This is a genomic window from Aliiglaciecola lipolytica (assembly GCF_018860635.1).
GTDB lineage: Bacteria > Pseudomonadota > Gammaproteobacteria > Enterobacterales > Alteromonadaceae > Aliiglaciecola > Aliiglaciecola lipolytica_A.
The window spans coordinates 132,332-149,240 of record NZ_JAHKPT010000021.1; the positions used below are offsets into that span (position 1 = coordinate 132,332).

At 37.9% G+C, this 16,909-nt stretch carries 14 protein-coding genes; 8 read left to right on the forward strand and 6 right to left on the reverse strand.

Features of this window, described 5'->3' with window-relative positions; genetic code table 11:
* The first annotated feature begins 28 nt into the window (after nt 1–28).
* From KO530_RS09080 to KO530_RS09110, 7 genes are all read left to right on the forward strand, one after another.
* On the forward strand, nt 29–1,360 hold the full coding sequence (locus KO530_RS09080; protein WP_216048105.1) for a putative O-glycosylation ligase, exosortase A system-associated: 1,332 nt from the start codon (nt 29–31) through the stop codon (nt 1,358–1,360).
* Between the two features lie 10 nt (nt 1,361–1,370).
* Nucleotides 1,371–2,069 (forward strand): tetratricopeptide repeat protein, encoded by a 699-nt coding sequence (locus KO530_RS09085; protein ID WP_216048106.1) that lies wholly within the window; start codon nt 1,371–1,373, stop codon nt 2,067–2,069.
* Between the two features lie 9 nt (nt 2,070–2,078).
* Nucleotides 2,079–3,071, forward strand: coding sequence for a hypothetical protein (locus KO530_RS09090; protein WP_216048107.1), 993 nt, complete (start codon nt 2,079–2,081; stop codon nt 3,069–3,071).
* Nucleotides 3,064–4,518: an oligosaccharide flippase family protein gene (locus tag KO530_RS09095; RefSeq protein WP_216048108.1), complete on the forward strand. Its 1,455-nt coding sequence runs from the start codon at nt 3,064–3,066 to the stop codon at nt 4,516–4,518. Before KO530_RS09090 ends, KO530_RS09095 begins: the two co-directional genes overlap by 8 nt.
* 34 nt (nt 4,519–4,552) lie before the next feature.
* Nucleotides 4,553–6,304, forward strand: coding sequence for an asparagine synthetase B family protein (locus KO530_RS09100; protein WP_354667869.1), 1,752 nt, complete (start codon nt 4,553–4,555; stop codon nt 6,302–6,304).
* Nucleotides 6,297–7,223 carry a polysaccharide deacetylase family protein gene (locus tag KO530_RS09105; protein ID WP_354667870.1) on the forward strand — a complete coding sequence of 309 codons (927 nt, stop codon included), beginning with the start codon at nt 6,297–6,299 and terminating at the stop codon, nt 7,221–7,223. The genes KO530_RS09100 and KO530_RS09105 overlap by 8 nt, the downstream gene beginning before the upstream one ends.
* 73 nt (nt 7,224–7,296) lie before the next feature.
* On the forward strand, nt 7,297–8,115 hold the full coding sequence (locus KO530_RS09110) for a sulfotransferase family 2 domain-containing protein (RefSeq protein WP_216048109.1): 819 nt from the start codon (nt 7,297–7,299) through the stop codon (nt 8,113–8,115).
* A 15-nt stretch (nt 8,116–8,130) separates the two neighbouring features.
* Here the strand turns inward: KO530_RS09110 and KO530_RS09115 are convergent, their stop codons facing one another.
* On the reverse strand, nt 8,131–9,708 hold the full coding sequence (locus KO530_RS09115; protein WP_216048110.1) for an ArnT family glycosyltransferase: 1,578 nt from the start codon (nt 9,706–9,708) through the stop codon (nt 8,131–8,133).
* 322 nt (nt 9,709–10,030) lie between these two features.
* Here KO530_RS09115 and KO530_RS09120 point away from each other — a divergent pair, with 322 nt between their 5' ends.
* Nucleotides 10,031–11,455, forward strand: a complete 1,425-nt coding sequence (locus KO530_RS09120) for an oligosaccharide flippase family protein (protein ID WP_216048111.1) — start codon at nt 10,031–10,033, stop codon at nt 11,453–11,455.
* A 43-nt stretch (nt 11,456–11,498) separates the two neighbouring features.
* Here the strand turns inward: KO530_RS09120 and KO530_RS09125 are convergent, their stop codons facing one another.
* Genes KO530_RS09125 through KO530_RS09145 form a run of 5 tightly spaced genes read right to left on the reverse strand, consistent with a single transcriptional unit; the run spans nt 11,499 to nt 16,854 of the window.
* Entirely contained in the window at nt 11,499–12,686 is a 1,188-nt protein-coding gene (locus tag KO530_RS09125; RefSeq protein ID WP_216048112.1) for a glycosyltransferase, read from the reverse strand.
* A complete protein-coding gene (locus KO530_RS09130) occupies nt 12,677–13,582 on the reverse strand; it encodes a sulfotransferase family protein (RefSeq protein ID WP_216048113.1) in 906 nt (301 codons plus the stop codon). Before KO530_RS09130 ends, KO530_RS09125 begins: the two co-directional genes overlap by 10 nt.
* Entirely contained in the window at nt 13,582–14,715 is a 1,134-nt protein-coding gene (locus KO530_RS09135) for a glycosyltransferase (protein ID WP_216048114.1), read from the reverse strand. The genes KO530_RS09130 and KO530_RS09135 overlap by 1 nt, the downstream gene beginning before the upstream one ends.
* Entirely contained in the window at nt 14,712–15,665 is a 954-nt protein-coding gene (locus KO530_RS09140) for a glycosyltransferase (protein WP_216048115.1), read from the reverse strand. The genes KO530_RS09135 and KO530_RS09140 overlap by 4 nt, the downstream gene beginning before the upstream one ends.
* Complete coding sequence (locus KO530_RS09145) at nt 15,655–16,854, reverse strand: glycosyltransferase (RefSeq protein ID WP_252729067.1); 1,200 nt, start codon at nt 16,852–16,854, stop codon at nt 15,655–15,657. Before KO530_RS09145 ends, KO530_RS09140 begins: the two co-directional genes overlap by 11 nt.
* Between the last annotated feature and the right edge of the window lie 55 nt (nt 16,855–16,909).

A 16,909-nucleotide genomic window follows, 5' to 3' on the forward strand; every position in this document is an offset into this window, starting at 1 on the left:
GGTGGTCGAGTATGCAGGATGATGACTGATGCGTGATCTGCTCCTTGTTGGTTTCCTATTTGTTGCCATTTATTACAGTTTTAAACGTCCCTATATTGGCACGGCTGCATGGGTGTGGATTGCACTTACCGCACCGGCAAAATGGGCGTTTGGTTTTTCTAGTCACTTTCGTTTGAATCTAACCATAGTGGTTATCACTGCGCTTTCGTATATCATCGTCCAAAAGTATAAACAATGGAAATTCAATGGCTTAACTTTTTGGGTGTTACTATTTGCCCTGTGGACACTGCTTTCCACTGCGACGAATCAGACATCCTATTCTTATTTCGTATGGGATTATTGGAATCAATTTATTAAAGTAATCCTACTTTACTTTTTTATCACCTTAACTATCTATAAGCGACTGCACATAAATACAATGGTTTGGGCTATTGTATTGGCGATATCCTCCTTTGCAGCAATGGAGGCTGTTAAATTCATGTTATCTGGTGGTAGCCACCGAATTGTGGGTAAGGCAGGAATTATTCACGATCGGAATGATTTAGCAGTAGCGATAAATATGTGTATACCACTGGTTATTTATCTGATCTCAGTGACTGAAAATTTTGTAGTAAAACGTGGCTTAAAGATCATCTTATTACTCAATATATTGGCTATTATTGGTACGTATTCTCGTGGCGGATTTATTGGTTTGGTGATTCTTGGTGCAGCGTTTTGGTGGACTTCAAAGCGCAAATTTTTGTATGGGGTAATAGCCGCAATAATCATCCCAGTCTTTTTTGCTTTTGCTCCAGGAGAATGGAAAGAAAGGCAAAATACGGTGTCAACTGCTGCGAGTGAAGATGGCTCGTTTATTGGTAGATTATGGGCTTGGAAAATTTCTACTTTAATTGCTTTGGATAACCCTTTCACTGGAGGTGGTTTTCATGCGGTTAAAGATACTCCGTTATGGCGTTACTATGCGCCAATGACACCGAATTTTGGGCCAATAGAAACACCGCCAATTCCGCCTAAACTGGGTGCAAAGGCAGCTCATAATATTTACATGCAGGTGCTGGGTGATCATGGGTTTGGCGGTTTGTTTATCTTTTTGATGATACTCTTGGGTACACTAAGGATGAATTTTAAAAATAAAAAATGGGCAGAACAAAATAATGAAGTATGGCTAGTTAATTTAAGTAAGGCGCTGACGCTGACACTCGTTGGATATTGTATTACTGGTGGTAATGTGAGTTTGGCTTATTTTGATTTATTTTATACGATAGTTGGTGTGGTTTGCGCAATTTCAATTCATATAGTGAATGCCAAGAAAGTGACCGAAAATCGGTCGACAGTAAAACAACCTATTAAACAGATATAAGAACTTAAATATGGCTAAAATTAAAATAACGAAAACGACACTGATACAGTCAGTGCTTTTTGCTTTGTTGGCTTTTGGGCCAATTGCTGAAGCCTTTGCTAAATCTGATTGTATGAAAATGGGGTGGAGGCGTGGTAAGCCATTTGACTATTATGCGGCAGAAACGCGACAAAGTACCGGAACATACCGAGGGGGGTTATTATACTTAGTAGAATCAGCCCACTTTACTAAAAAGGTGCGACGATTAATAGAAGGTAGCACCAGTAAACAACCTGGTGATTTATTATTTGTGCTGGGGTCAATACCTAACCATCCTGTTGCTCTAGATGCTTATGCTCGCTATGAATATCAGTGGGAAAATTCCCGCTCTTTTAAAGCTAGTTTAAATACAGATGAACCTAAATATGACGCTGGATGCTTTTTTGAACGAGCCGCTAAAATTTATCCAGGACAAGCCTCTACCTATTTAACCTGGGGAATTTATTATTATCGCCGAGGTGAGCATCAGAAAGCCTTAGAAAAATTCTTGGAGGCTGACAAACTTTCACCAGGATCTGCAGAGGCAAAATATAATGTTGGGCTTGCATATGCTGAAGTAAACGATCTTGCCAATGCTAAAAAGTATGCCGAAGCAGCCTACAAATTGGGCTATCCTTTACCGGGTTTAAAAATGAAGATCGCTGAGTTAGAAAAAGCACAAAATAACTAGGAGTTGAGGGTGTCTAAGAAACTGATGTTGTCAGGAGGCTGTTTACGTTCAAATGGTTTTGAGTTGGGGGAAGGTAAATATTATGGAAAGGCCAGTTTAGTATTATTGGATCTAGAGTCTGGAGAGTTTTCTCAAATACTCACAAAAACGGAAGGCGGCGATAATTATCCAGATGAACATCCTAATTTACAATTTACCGCGGGGTGTATCGATGGCGATAAATTATGGTTGCCAACAGACACAGAAGTTCACTGTTATAGCTTGCCTGATTTAAAGCTATTGTCTGTTTTTTCTCACCCGTGCTTTCATAATATTCATTCAGCCCACGTTTTAAACGGCGATCTTGTTGTTACGTCTACAGGTCTAGATAACGTTGTTGTTATGGATATTGAGAGTGGAGAAATTAAATCAATTTTAAATACACAAGGAAAAACCCCTTGGCATAGATTTGATAAAGCGGTTGATTATCGATTAGTTCATTCTACTCGTCCACATGATAGCCATCCTAATTTTGTATTCAAAATTGGAGATGATTTATGGGCTACGCGCTGTACCCAAGAAGATGCTGTGAACTTGTCTAATCCTGATGATGTGATTGATATCAGTTTAGGGGGCGATGTTAGTGTCCATGATGGAATTTGGTATGACAACAAGTTGATATTTACCCGTGTAGATGGAAACCTGGTTTTTTGTGATCCAATCGAAAAGAAAGTCATCGAGACTTATGATCCCTTTGGCGGGGCATTAAATCGACCTATGGGCTGGTGTCGAGGTTTACATGTTGAAGGCGATATTTTTTATGTCGGCTATTCAAAATTACGCAAAACAAATCTGAAATCAAAAATTAAGTTTCTGTCAAAAGGAAATTTTAAATATTCCTCTGGAAACAATTCATTAGTGGTCGCATTAAATATACGCACACGGAAAGTCGAAAAAGTTTATTCATCGCCTGATGGTCTAATCGACGCTATCTACGGGATTTTGCCTTTCAATTATGACTGAGACAGTTAAGACCAATACGCTTTTTAGTATTATCTGGTCTATTTTATCTAAATGGGGTTCTAAACTGATTGGAATGGTGAGCACATTTGTACTCGCCAGACTTTTGGCACCAGCTGATTTTGGTATTATTGCAATGGCGACCATTGTCGTTGCCTTGCTAGAGTCAATGACTCAGGCTGGTTTGAATCTTTATATATTAAGATATAAAGAACATGATACTCGTGTTTTTAACGCCGCATGGACCGTTGGGATTATCCAGGCTTTTGTCATTGCAATTCCTCTAGTGATACTTGCCCCATTTATATCTGATTTTTATAGTCAACCTGTACTTACTGAGGTTATTTATTGCTTAGCGCTTGTTCGGATTATTCAAGGATTAAATAATTTTGGAATTATAATCGCCCAAAAGGAAATGAACTTTAAAGTCGATTTTGTGTTAACCATATGGACTCGATTAAGTTATCTTACCGCTACAATAGGCTTTGCGTGGTATTTGCAGAGCTTTTGGGCGCTAGTGTTTGGTCAATTGATATCTTCAGTGTTTGGCTGCGGTTTAAGTTATTTTTTACATCCATTTCGACCGAAATTTAGTTTGTATAACTGGCGGGACATGCTCAAATACTCTAAGGCTACCGTACCATTGAGCATTGCTAGATATATTAATAATCAGGCTGATGTTGCTATTGTTGGAAGAGTTGCCTCTGCGCAATTTTTAGGTTTTTATCATATTGCAGTTAATCTAGCCGGTTTATTCACAAAAGAATTGCTGATGCCAGTGATCCGCGGCCTAATACCTAATTTATCGGTACTTAGAGAAAGCGCTAACTTCAAAGACATATTATTAGTCACATTTGCTGCTGCTGTTTATGTTTTTCTACCTGTTGGTATTGGATTATCAATGGTTGCACAAGAGTTTGTGCCGGTATTTTTAGGCGATAAATGGCTTGCCGCAATTCCACTGCTACAGTGGTTTAGCTTATATGCGATGATTGGCGGTATAATGATGTTTTTTAGTGAGCAGTTTTTGGTCATGATGGAAAAAGAAGTCGTTTCCAATCGATTGATGTGGGCTCGGAATATCATTTTAATTACCACTATTGTATTGACGCTTTCTTATGGACAAGTTTCTGACTTGCCTAAAATGTTGTTCTTTAGTGCTCTGGTAGCGTTACCAATGGTATTAGTGAGTATCAGTCGTGAATTAGAAATAACTTTAAAACGTATTTTATACAGCTGGTGGCCAGCATTGACAGGAGCTTTCGTGATGTTTGTTGTCTTGCAGTTATTCCCTGTGCTTGATTGGCCTTTGTTTATAGTGTTGCTAGCCAAAGTTGCCCTCGGTGGGGTTAGCTATTTAGCCACTATTGTGTTGCTTTTTGTGGTTCGAGGTCGACCTGAAAATACACTGGAAAGCCTAGTGTTTAATAAAGCTTTTGGGTATAACTAACTTTGTTTCGTAATTTTTTAAAGGATAAATCAGCGTGCAATTAGCGGATTGGTATCAAATAGCCGATGGCAGTGAATTTGAGTTGTTCGTTCATCATCACAAGCAGACAAGTGCTTATACTTCACCAGAAGGCAACATCATCTTTCATGGTTATGTTTTGTTAAATGGTCTTAAAGCAGACTCCAAATCTGTTTTAGAGGCGTATTTAGCAAGCGCTTCGCTATCCGCTTTTTATCAACAGTTATCAGGTCAGTTTTGGATGGTTATCTATGAAAAAGACCAACCAGCTATTGTGTTAACAGACCACCTAGCCACTAAACCATGCTTTTATTTTAAGTTGGGCAACAAACTTTATATTAGTGATTCGTTAAAAGCCATTAAAGCGCTTGAAAACGTCTCATTACAAATAAACAAACAAGCTTTATACAATTATATTTATTTCCACTGTATCCCTGCACCTACTACAGTTTATGAAAACGTATTTAAAATTGAACCGGGTAAAGCTATATATTTTGGCTCTGACGGTATTGTAAATAGTGAGTTACTTTATTGCCCTGAATTCGCCACACAACTTGATGATCCTGAAGCTGCGTTAAAAACATGCTTAAGTACTATTGAAACCGCCGTAGAATCTCATTCAAGCGATAATGTTGGTGCTTTTTTAAGTGGCGGATTAGACAGCTCAACTGTGGCAGGTATGCTGGCTAAAATTCAAGGCAAAAAGGACACACCTGAAAAAGCGAAGACCTTTTCAATTGGCTTTAAAGTGCCGGGTTATGACGAAACAGAATATGCACTCATCACTGCTAAGCATTTCGATACAAATCATGAAGTCTTGTATTTAAAACCAGAAGAAGCCGCTAAAGAATTTGTTAAAGTGGCACAATTTTTTGATGAACCATTTGGTAATTCTTCAGCAATGGCTGCTTATTTTTGTGCAACATTCGCTAAAAACAAGGGCATAGACGTGTTGCTTGCAGGTGATGGTGGCGATGAGTTTTTTGCCGGTAATGAGCGCTATGCAAAACAAAAAGTATTTGAGCATTATACGAAGTTACCCAAATGGTTGGCGAATGGTTTAGATTTTCTGCTGAATAACCAACTCACACGTAAACTTCCATTGTTCAAAAAAGTAGCTAGCTATATTGCCCAAGCTAAAGTTGCTTTGCCAGGTCGACTGCAAACTCATAATTTTGTTAATCAGCTGGGAAATGACGCTATTTTTACTGCGGCAATACTTGATCAAGTAGATGTTAATCAGCCAGCTGAACAGCTGAAAAGTCGTTTTAAGGATTGTAAAAGCGAGCATCCTGTAGATGGCATGTTATATCTGGATTGGAAGTTCACATTGGCCGACAATGATTTGGTTAAAGTGAATAAAATGTGCGAGTTGGCCGGTGTTGAGGTACGTTATCCTTTAATCGATAAAAATATTGTTGATTTCAGTTGCACCATTCCTGCCGATGTTAAATTACCTGGTAAAACCTTACGCGATTTTTATAAGAAAACCTGCAAAGGATTCTTACCTGATGAGACCCTCAATAAAAGCAAACATGGTTTTGGCCTGCCATTTGGTGTTTGGATGAATGAAAACCAAACATTAAAAGATTTAACGATACAAGCATTAAACAGCTTTAAAAAGCGTAATATCGTTAAGCAAAGTTTAGTTGAAAAGGCCCTAGAGTCTCATGGCAGTGTTCACGCTGGCTATTACGGCGAGCTTATTTGGATCATGGTGGTGTTAGAGTTGTGGTTGCAAAAAGAAGCCGAGGATTTTCGTGCATAGTATTTTAGGGGCGATAAACAAAATAATTGGTGGTAACAAGCTCAGTATTTTAATTTACCATCAGGTATTAGAAGAATTTGATCCAATGCGCCCCTATGAAGTCACTGCCGATGTTTTTAATTGGCATATGAAGCTGATTAACCAACATTTTTCACCTATTAGTCTTTCAGAAGCTGCAAAACACATACAAAACAATACACTGCCTAAGCGTGCCATATGTGTCACTTTCGATGACGGTTATTTGAATAATCTAACCGTTGCCCAACCAATTCTGACGAAGTACAAAATTCCTGCGACTGTCTATGTAGCCACGGCCTTTACTGAGGGCGCTGATATGTGGAATGACAGGGTATTGGATTTATTCAAGGACGTTGCATTGGAGAGCTTACTAATCGAAGATGAAATGGTAGCCTTAGGTGATTGGGCGAACCGTAATAAACTAGCAGAAGCCCAATTGATGCGGCTTAAATATATGCCCATTGAAGCGCGTTTAGCTGGTGTACAAAAGTTATATGATGATAATAATTTGTCAGATCCTGAACCGCGAATGATGAATGCGTCGCAAGTCAAACAACTAGCACAATGCGGTGTTGAAATTGGCGGGCATACGGTTAACCATCCTATTCTTAAAGTACTTTCTAGAGAACAACAGTTTGAAGAAATTAACCAATGCAAAAAGCAATTGGAAGATTGGACAGGCAAACCTGTAAAACACTTTGCCTACCCTAATGGTTCATATGGCAAAGATTTAACCGATGAAACCGTTGCTCTTGTTAAACAGGCGGGTTATGAAACTGCTGTAGTAACTGACTGGGGCACTTCCAGCCATGGTGACGACCTGCTAAGGCTTAAACGCTTCACACCTTGGGATACCTCACCGTTTAAATTTCACGCACGTTTAGTGAAGTCACGCATTTAAATTGCTCTTTTCTTTTGCATGATGTTACGGAGTCCTATATTGTAACTTTTTTGTTACCTAAAAGTTGCGAGTTATGTTCATATCCAATGAGGTGGTTTTTGTAGAACTTCACAAAACAGCATGTACTCATATTGATAATCTTTTGTGTAAAATTTTGAATGGCAGACTCGAAGGTAAGCATAATAAGGCCTATTCCGAACTGTTTAATGGAAAGCGTCAGTTTATCGGCTCTATTCGTAACCCATGGGATTGGTATGTTTCTTTATGGGCATTTGGTTGCGAACACAAAGGCGGTTTGTATAAACATGTAACTGATACTAAAGTAAATTTAATTGGTATCACCGTTAAAGATGGTTGCAATGCGTTTGGCTTATCATTACTGGGTAAATTAACCAAAAATCCTAGTAAGTGGAAAGAGTCTTATAAAGATGTGAATGATCCAGCCTGTTTTAAGCGCTGGCTTAAGCTTTTACATGATCCTCGCCGTAGTTTTGATTTTGGAGAAGGTTATGGTGCGGCTCCAATGCATAATTTTGCAGGGTTGCTGACATATCGTTATTTTAATTTATTTTGCAGTATTGCGTCAGATATTAAGCCATTTTCAAAGCAAACAAGCCTAAGCGAACTTGTTCAGTATGATAAAGAAAACTGTTTTATTGATAGCTTTATACGCAATGAAAACTTAGAAAGTGATTTTTTAGTTGGCCTTGAAAAAGCAGGTATCAGTATTACTGAACAACATCGAGAAATCATTTTTTCGAGCAATAAAACCAATGTTTCTCAACATGATCGAAATACCGCGCAGTTTTTTGATGAAGAAACCAACCGAATAATTCTAAATAGAGAAAAATTCATAATTGAAAAGTTTGGTTATAAATCGCCTTTGAGTTAACTCGGTATGTAACTTCTAATTTTGATTCAAAGCGTTAAGGTCAACTTTATACAACCTAATTATTAGGTTGTTCTCGGAACTTGAACTCGTAGCTTGAAACAATTGTGTAAATGCCTGAGGGTTTTGTTCTACCATATATTCAGCAGGCTCACTCATCCTTCCAAATTTGTCATAGGTAACTAAATACTCAGTTCGATATTTTAACATTCGTGCAATGCTTTGCTTGTTGTCAGGGTCGTTAAGCAGAGGTATTGATCGTCTTTGCAGAACATAGGGCAGTACACCCCAGTCTACCGTAGCTATAACTGCATCTAATGGTAATTCTTGGTGAGCAAATTCTGATAGTCTCGTAATTAGATCTTGCTCATTTTGAAGTCTGTCTTTTTGACCATGTATTTTGGCTAGATTCGGTAGTGATAAAAGCATTAGCACGCACACAATTGTAATCGCACTATATTGAGCAGGCTTTTTTAGCCCCTTTAAAGCCTTCATTGAGGCAATTGTTTTAATACCAAAACCAAGCATAATCACTATAAATGGCAGCATTGGAATCCAATATCGATACACAATGTGTAAATTTTTATTCAATAATATATCTTTACTAATAAAGACTAATGAAAACCCAACGTATAGAAGTTCAAGTTTATTAGCTCGTTTGGCCCAAGGTCTAACACCAACGCCTATTAGTAGTAACATGGTGACTGTAATGATATGCCTATTCAGAGCGCTCACACCACCGTACCAAGATTCAAATAAACCCCCAACAAACATACTCGTTCGATATAAGGGGAACTGCCAGGCGGCCTCAACAACTTCTGACGAGGCATTGCCAGGTAATCCTTTGGCGTAGATGCTTAGTCCTTTTAAACCAAAAAAGTAGCCATTGGCCATATTAAATGTATCTGGTGTATGAGCCAAATAGTTGCGTAATGTCCATAATACAAAAGGTAAACAAACAGCACCTCCTATTACCAGCATTTTGAACACTGATAGCGTTAATGTGTCTTTATTATACTGATACGCATGGATGAGTAACGCTAAGCCTAAGGCACCGCAAAAAAACAATCCTTGAAGGCGAACTAACGACGAAAACGCCACTAAAGCACAGCATGCTAGTAAAAAACCTTTGTGTCCACTTTGATCATAATGACGCCAACAGAGCAAAGCCGCTATGGTGATGGATAAAAATAATGTGTCTGAAATTAAGGCATAAAAGTGAATCATCACAATACCACTACAGATCACAAAAAATGGCGCAAAGAAACCAACGACACCATACTTAGCAACTGAGAAATAACGAGCTACTCCCCAAATTCCTAAAAGTGAAATAACGCCCATAAACCCTTGGAGTACCCAAAAGTTTTCACCGGCTAAAAACAATGGAACACTTATGACAATGGAGGTGCCCGGATAATATTGGAGATTAGGCTGAAAGTTAAACCAATAGCAAAAAGAGTCTAGCATGGTTGTAGCAGTACCGAGATAATAACCTGAATCTGGGTATTGCAACCACGCACTAGGGATGGTCCAAAGCAGATAGGCACTCAAAATTGTAAGTAGTATTTTTTGTATAAATGATAATTTTTCTATCACTTTGCCATCCTAATTAATTACCAACATACAGAAAACTAAGTTTGTACTGAGATTTCAACTTTCGGGTTAAGTTGTATCATTAGCAACATCATCTTTCCTTGAAACGACATTTCAAATAGGTTGATTGAAAATATATATCCCTCAAATCACATATATAATAATATGCTTTTACCTGTTTAATACACTTTTATACATCTTAAAGAGTAAATTCATATCGAAGCTCTGTTTGTTACACTTTAACAGAATAAAGTGTTAACTTTACCCACTATTTTAGCCATTTTTGAACAATGACAAGAGGAACAAAGTGTCACATAAAGGGGCATTGAAAATACTTAAAAACGCGAAGTATTTGTACATGGCTTTGCTCATGTCACAAGGTTTGCGCTTTTTTTATATGTTGATTTTAGCGCGAATGCTAGGTGCTGAATTATATGGGTTATTTAGTTATGGGCAATCATGGTATTTGATGTTTTTGCCACTAACTGGCCTTGGTTTAGGGGCAATGCTTTCTCGAGAGGTAGGTAAAAATAGAAAGAATGTAAAATCCATAGTCGATTTAGTGGCATCTATTCGTATCGCTGCAGTTTGCATAGTTGCTATCTTATCTATGACCTTAGGTATTATATATGCAGATAATCAATTTATTGCTTCGTTGCTCGTTATTTTTTCTGTGGCGTTAATTGGGAAGGGCATGGTGTTGTGGGCAAATCAAATGTTCCAAGCGTTTGAAGCAACATACTTAATTTTCAAAATTGAACGTATTTTTAAGCCAAGTGAAATTTTGGTTAGTATTTCTGTTGCAATTCTAACTGAAAACATCCTGCTGATCGCTGCAGTTCATGCAGTTGGTCAAGTTATTCAAGGTTTAGTGAGTATCCATTTAGTTAATTCTAACTTAAAAAAAGTTACTTTGGTTTTTGTTCCACGGAAAATGATAACAACCGTTATAAAACTATTACCATTGGCTGTCGCCGTGGTCGCCGGGCAATTTCTTTTCCATGGCTCGGTAGTACAAGCAAAAAATCTATTTACAACTTCGGAGCAATTGGGTAATTTCAGCTTACTGATGCAATTATTTATTGTGTTACTTACAATTTTTTCGTCCGTCTCAAATGCAGCATTACCTGCACTGAGCCGATCAGCTGAAAATAATCAAAATAATCTCAAATTATATAGTCGAATAGCGCTCTATGTGGCTAGTGTTTTTGGTATTTTTGCATATATAGCCGCATCATTAATTGGGCAACAGTTAATAGTATTTATTTTCACTGAGAAATTTATGCTAGCAAGTGAGAGTTTTGCTTTTATTATGTTGACACTCATTCCTGCAATTATTGTTAATCTTCTGAATAGCGTACAAATATCATTAGGTCACAATATTAGAGTGCTAGTTTGTAATACTTCTGGTGCACTATTATTGGTGTCGAGTATGCCCTATTGCATACAACATTTTGGTTTTCAAGGCGCTCCAATCAGTTTATGTCTGAGCTTTTCTTTTAGTGCTTCAATTGGGGTTTTATTCCTCTTAAGAGAGCGAATTATTGCGATTAGAGATGCCGTCGCCGTGCCTATATTGATAGCGACGTTATTCACGATAACAGAATGGTTAAGTAGTATATTTGATGGTGAAAATATAAGTTTATTGGTAGGAGGAGGATTAGTTATTCTCGCTCTTTGGTACGTTGCACTTCAGAAACAAGAAAGAGTATTGTTTAAGTCAAAGATCGGGTCTTTATTAAAACGTTGATGCTCACAATTTTTCAGACTTCCGAATTAAACGACCATGATTATTACCCTGATTTTTGCATAATCATATGACATAGTGTCAATAGCATGTCAGTTTGACTAGTAGTTATTTCTTCAAATCTCCTATGACCCCTTGCAATTAAATCGTTGCGCTTGTTATTGTCAAAATATACTTCAGCTATTCGGTTCGCAATCTCTGATTCATTATAAGGATTAAAATATAAAACTGCGTCACCACAAACCTCGGGAATAGCTGATACCGCAGACGCAAGGACTGGAGTGCCGTGTTTCATTGCTTCCAAGGGAGGGTAGCCGAACCCTTCATTTAAGGAAGGGTAAATAAATGCATAGGCTTTAGCGAATGCCGATTCCAACTCGTCTCTTGATACATATCCCTTAAATATAAAGTGATCGTCGTGTGCAAATTCTGTAGGTGGTTTGTCTAGACCTAATACGAGAGTTTTTACATCGCATTCTGGATTGGAAGCGTAAAAACATTTCAAGGCTTTAAGTGCTCGGTATGAGTTTTTTATCCATCTGTTACCATTAATGAGTAAAAAATACTTAAACGTATTTTGAGAAGTTTCTTGAGTTTGCGTGTTTGCTTTGCCATCAAGTAATGGTGAATAGAGTTTAGTTAAATCCTCTGCGCTTACGATATCTCCAAATTGTTGTAATATCGAGTATTTACTGTGTTCTGAGATGGTTATTATTTGACTGTTAGGTTTTTGTAACAACTCTTTGAAACGATTTTTAGTGCGCTTTAGATATAATTGAGTGAAGCACATTGCAAACAACCATTCGACGATTCTTTTCCAGTGTAGGCTATAGCGCCACTGCTGCACTGAATAGGGGGCTTCCAATTCACGCAAGCCATGAATAGTGTACAAAAATCGAATGTTCTGAGTATCAGTTTCTGTGAAGTTTTCATATGGTAAAGCCGAATAAAGAGTATGGTATTTTCCCGTATCTATTAATGTTTGAATATCACTCCGAGTGTTAATTTTATGCTCAACAATGCCGTACTGTTGACACAGTGCAAGAATATTAGGGGCAATTTTTTTATGTGCGAAATAAAACACATCTAAAGTATTTTGTTCAACTAAAGATGCTAACTTTTCGAAAACAACTTCCGCATAAACCCCCCCACCATGCATCGAACCTAAAGCCCCTGGGTGAGTGGCAGCAAGATCAAACAAAATTTTTGTGGCCGATGGAGTGATTATTTCCATTGAGATAGGCTCCGGTCTAGTAAGTTTTCAAGTTCAACAATTTCTTCAGCATAGTGTGCTTGTAACATCGCTTTTGTGGCTGGTGCTATCTTAGGTTTATCAACTATTTTCATATTCTTATTTTTAATAAAATCTCTGATTTTCCATCTAGTCGTTTTAGGTAAAATAAAGCTTCCTACAGTTCCCATCCATTTTGGAGGAGTCGTGACAAAATGAGTGAGTTTTGGTGACCTAGCTATTTTACTTGGGTTATGTACTTTAAATGATTCTGGGTATATATAAGGCAAACCTAAAAAGTCTAACAACTTCTCATAGCAAACTTGGTTATTGTCTTTGAAATCATCAAATAAAATAATATGTACATTGTCTGCACCAAAAATGTTTCTGTAGTGTGTTATGTGACTGCTATATAGACCTAAGCTTTGATAACGGGTGGTATACTCCAGTCGTGCGTTGGTTGGCATACACTCTCCTTGTAATCTTTTACTTTCTAGCTCCCAAGCTTCCTCAAAGGTTTTTGCGTCTTCCCTATTACCAAATAGAGCTTCAAAGTACATAGAGTAAGCTACTTCCACCGGATTCCTCAACATGATAATGATTTTTGCGTCAGGGGATTTTTCCAAAAATTCACGAGGGGCAGAATCTGAATATAAATAAAAGGGTGAGGCATCGAGGGCATATTTTTCATCCTTCCAAGCTTCAAACCATTTTAAATAAGCCTTTTCTGTAATTAATTCGGCATAACGAACTAGATCTTTTCCAAAATAAGTGAATTCCTTTTGCAATGGCGTATAGATTCCAGGGTGGGCAACTAAGTGTCGGGCCATAGCAGTAGTGCCAGACTTAGGGGCTCCGACAATAAATAAATTAGGATATGAAGATTTTAGTTCTCGCATTAACAGATTTCCTCAATTAACGAATGCATATCCGCTACCGATCGTTGAATTTTATATTTTTCACTTACTAAACGTTCTGAGTCTATTCTCATTTGGCTCGAAATTGTTTTTTGATTTAATGCTTTTGATATGGATTGTGCCATTTTTTGTGGATCGCCAATGGGCACCAAGAACCCGGTCTGTCCTTCTACTACAATTTCCCTATTTCCTGTTGGACAACTTGTTATTACGGCAGGTGTCCCTAAACATTGGGCTTCAATTGCTGCGTTACATAACCCTTCAAAATCACTGGCTAATACAAAAAGTTTTGCATGCTTTACATACGGATAAGGGTTGGTAACAAACCCCTTAAAATGAACTTTATTAATAATACCTAGTTTATTGGCCAACGCCGTTAAATTGTCGTGTAAGGGACCACCACCTAAAATCAACAAAGGTATTTGGTCACTTTCTGGCAATTGTGCATATGCGGTTAAAAGTACGTCATGCCTTTTTTGATCTGTCAATGAACCAACTGAAACCATGAAAGGTTCATTTGGTATTAGTATGTCGGGGGATAATTGAGTGGCTTTTCCGTTTAATTCACTGAGGTTAAAACCATTGCGTATTAAATATGTTTTCCCAGATGAAAAGGGATAATGAGCAATAAAGTTATCACGTAACTCATTGCATAAAACAATGAAGCCGTCCGCCTTTTTGTATAGCCAATTAAAAACCCATTTTTTCCACCCAAACTCTTCATCAGCTGGATTATTCGCTATTCTAGGGATCCAAATACTCTTGCTTCTTGTAAAAAACATTGCCAGACCGGTTAATAAGCTGGGAAAAGACCAAACACTGATCACTATTTTAGGCTTAAGTTTAAGCAAATGGTACATCAATAAAATAAAACACAATGGAATATGAAAAGGTGAGCGTTTGCGCAAATCAACTATTTTAACTGATGATGGTACAGGGTAGGTAACGACACCATTTAGAAGTAAAACTGTGACCTCTAAATGAGTTAAATCCATATTACATAACAAGTTACTCAGTGCTCTTTCTGCACCACCATTTGATAATGTGCTGCTAACAAAACACAGCCGTTTCGATTTTTGAATACTTTGGTTTTGTGATTTCGATATACTGCTCATGTTCTTGTTGTACTTATAATCATACGTATTTTTAAATGATCCAATATGCGCTCTCTAACGTTCACGGAACAGAAAAATAGCGCTAACAAATATGGAATTCTAGTAATCGAATGTTTTGCTTCAGCTTTTCGCAGCTTGGTTATTAAACTGGCGACTAAGGGAGAATCTTGTTGTTGCGATAACAATTGTTCGAGTTCATCGGTAGAATAGTTATCTTTGCCAGAAGTAACTCTTTGTTGATGCAATGCCTTAATATAATGCCGAACTTTATAACGTTTTAAATTCATACCACTGGTAATGCTAGCGCCATGTAATCGGTATTGAAGCAAGGGACGATCCAAGTTAGTGATTTTGCCACCTGCATCTAAAATACGATATAAAAAATCATAATCTTCCGCACCCTGCAACATACGATAACCGCCTATTGAATCAAACATCGATTTTTTAAACATCCAAGTTGGGTGGCAAGCTACTGAGCAATAGGGAATAATTTTTTGTATAACCTCTGATGAGGACTGAAAGTGGCTAATACCTAGAGACGTCCCGCAATCATCAATGTTTTCAATTGCTGAGCCAATAAGACTCACATCAGGATTGGCTCGCAAATATTCAAATTGCATTTGCAGTCGTTCAGGTAATGATATGTCATCAGCATCCATGCGAGCAATGATCTGCGATTTTGACTGCTCTATACCTTTATTCAATGAGGCTGGTAAACCTATGTTTTTTTGATTTTTGAGTACTTTTAATCGAGAGTCATTGGTTTGTTTTTGTGCTAAAAAATCACAAATTTTAAGGTTGCTAGGGTCGTCAATCACGACTATCAATTCAATGTTGATAAAGGTTTGTTGTAAAATTGAGTCAATTGCGAGACCTAACCATTCGACAGGCTCCCGATAACAGGCCATTACCACCGAAACTAGGGGAGTGTCATTCGAATTACTTGACAACAGTGCCTCCATTAATAAAAGGCAAAATCAAAAAATCGGCATGTTGATGGATCATGTTATCCCATAAGAATGACTCCCCAGCCGCCTTTGCTTGCTTGGCGATTTGTTGCCGTTGAACTTCAGGCATCTTAGCAACTTGTTGAAAAATAGCGGCGAGAGCATCACTACTTTTGGCTTTGAATAACAGCGCTGTTTCCCCATCATCAATAATATCTGGAGCTCCTGACTCATCAGATGCACAGCAAAGTGCACCGGCAGACATAGCCTCCAATAAGCTCACTGGTAAGCCTTCAGCATCACCGTCGACAGTTACAATTGAAGGCAAAACAAATAAATCTGTATTTTGAATAAACCGAAACTTTTCTTGACCGTTTACGAAACCTTGAAAGTTAACATCGTTATCTAAGTTAAGTGCTTTCACTTGTTTTTGTATGGTATCGAGCAGTGGTCCATCACCTAATAAGTCTAAGTGCACCGACAGACCTTTGGCCTTTACTTGGGCCATGGCATTTAATAAGAATGTAATCCCTTTTTTTTCAGCTAATCGGCCAACAAAAAGTAATTTTAAACTTTCACCAATTGTAGTCTCCGGCTTTGGAATTTGTTGTTCCGGAAGTTGTAAATCAACGCCCATCGGTAGAACTTGACTATTGTCAGCGATCGCGGTTTGTTGTTCATCGTTAAAAAAAGCCAAAGCTTGATCTCTACCGCGACTACCAGCGAAAGAAATGGCTTTAAATTGCGGGATTATACGTTTAACCAGGAATGGACCTAACCAAGGGATTTTTTTAAGTATAATTATGTCTGCTGCATGGGACGTGAGAGTATGGGGAATGTTGTTGTCTCGAGCTACCTTGTTGCACATCAAACCTTGAGGAGTAAACCAATGGGAGTAAATCAAATCAAAATTATAGGTTTTAACTAATCTTTTTGTAGCTAAATAACATGACAATAGTAAAAAAGGGACCTGTAAAAGGCGAAATGGGTTCTCTTTTATATTTGGCCAAATTGCAGGATAGACTAAGCTCTGCGCTGACTCAGGTTTAAAATACGTATATCTATGTATATGCACACCTTCCCATACTTCATGCTTTAAAGATTCAGGCGCATGAGGCACTAATACATGAACTTCAAAATGCGAATAATGCTTTTTTAAATAGCGTGCTTGTTGCCATACAAAATCAACCATCCCATCTTCTTTGAACCGAGGGAACGTTGAGGCACAAATAAGGATTTTAATGGCC

What these genes read in the sequence shown, in the direction of transcription:
- KO530_RS09080 (WP_216048105.1), top strand. Translation starts at nt 29, where the DNA reads ATGCGTGATCTGCTCCTTGTTGGTTTCCTATTTGTTGCCATTTATTAC.
- KO530_RS09085 (WP_216048106.1), top strand. Translation starts at nt 1,371, where the DNA reads ATGGCTAAAATTAAAATAACGAAAACGACACTGATACAGTCAGTGCTT.
- KO530_RS09095 (WP_216048108.1), top strand. Translation starts at nt 3,064, where the DNA reads ATGACTGAGACAGTTAAGACCAATACGCTTTTTAGTATTATCTGGTCT.
- KO530_RS09110 (WP_216048109.1), top strand. Translation starts at nt 7,297, where the DNA reads ATGTTCATATCCAATGAGGTGGTTTTTGTAGAACTTCACAAAACAGCA.
- KO530_RS09125 (WP_216048112.1), bottom strand. Translation starts at nt 12,686, where the DNA reads ATGGAAATAATCACTCCATCGGCCACAAAAATTTTGTTTGATCTTGCT.
- KO530_RS09130 (WP_216048113.1), bottom strand. Translation starts at nt 13,582, where the DNA reads ATGCGAGAACTAAAATCTTCATATCCTAATTTATTTATTGTCGGAGCC.
- KO530_RS09135 (WP_216048114.1), bottom strand. Translation starts at nt 14,715, where the DNA reads ATGAGCAGTATATCGAAATCACAAAACCAAAGTATTCAAAAATCGAAA.
- KO530_RS09145 (WP_252729067.1), bottom strand. Translation starts at nt 16,854, where the DNA reads ATGGTTGATTTTGTATGGCAACAAGCACGCTATTTAAAAAAGCATTAT.